At 68.4% G+C, this 1,029-nt stretch carries 1 protein-coding gene and 1 pseudogene; both read right to left on the bottom strand.

Annotation, left to right across the window (positions count from 1 at the left end):
* Positions 1–242 (bottom strand): annotated as a pseudogene (locus KDK95_RS34750) (MOSC domain-containing protein); the annotation flags it as partial.
* 334 nt (positions 243–576) lie between these two features.
* Complete coding sequence (locus tag KDK95_RS38460; RefSeq protein WP_372463434.1) at positions 577–987, bottom strand: DUF4232 domain-containing protein; 411 nt, start codon at positions 985–987, stop codon at positions 577–579.
* Between the last annotated feature and the right edge of the window lie 42 nt (positions 988–1,029).

Raw genomic sequence — 1,029 nt, 5'->3', positions numbered from 1 at the left:
CGCCCCCACCGATCGAGATCCTCCCGCGCGTACGCGTACACCGCCTGGTTCGGCCCGCCGTGATGCTTGATATCGCAGATCACGTCGCCGACCAGCCCCGACTGCCCCGGCCCCGAGTTCTTAGGCCGCGGAACCTGCACCCGAACCGCGTGCCCCACCGGCAGCTTGTCGATCCCCGTGCCCCCTGTCGCCGGCTTCGCCGGATTAGGCGACCGCAGCGCGCCGACGTTCACCGACCTCACCCGCCCCCGCGTCGGCAGTTCCGTGCCACCCTCAGGGTGCTCAAGTGCGAAGGATTCCGTCATGCGCCCACGCTAAGCGCGAGCCCCCAACCGTGCCCAGTCATTTTCGCAGCGCGAGCGTCGACTGCCGAGAGCCGCAGCCCGAGCGCCAACAGTCAAGCCGCGGCCCGGGCGCCGACTGCCGAAGCCGCAGTTCGAGCGCCGACAGTCGCTCTCGACCCCGACCCGGCCCCCGGCCTCAGATCGCTGACCGGACCGTTGACGCTCACCGGACTGTTGACCGCTCATCGGACCGCTGATCGCTGATGGCTGATCCGCCCAGGCCTACGCAGACTCACTCGCCACCCTGAACCGCGTGCACGACCACCTTGTGCCCACACACATAGAACGACGGCAGCCGATGCCCGGTCGTATCCCGCACCGCAGAACCCAGCGCCGTAGTCGACCCCGGCGCGTACACCCGAACCGCAACAACCTGATCGCACCGCGAACCGTGCGGGTTCCCACTCCCGTTAGCCGTGAAAGTTATCTGCGAACTAGCCGCCTGACCCGGCGAAAGCCGCACGTCAACCACACTCGGACTCGTCGCGAAAACGTCCGGGGCACTAAGCGGCCCACGCACCCCGCCCCGCAAGAAGTCGACGCTCGGATACCCGCTCAACGTGCACTGACCCCGCGACACGTTCGTGAACGTCAGCGTCAACTCCTGCGTCCGCGTAGCAACCGCCGGCGCATAACGCCGCAAGTTCGCCGCCCCGAGCGAGTCACTGCTCCCCGCCGCCTCACC

Origin of the sequence: Actinospica acidithermotolerans (genome assembly GCF_018139625.1) — a bacterium.
Lineage (GTDB): Bacteria > Actinomycetota > Actinomycetes > Streptomycetales > Catenulisporaceae > Actinospica > Actinospica acidithermotolerans.
The sequence above is the reverse complement of the archived record's forward strand: the minus strand, read 5'-3'. Positions and strand labels throughout refer to the sequence as shown.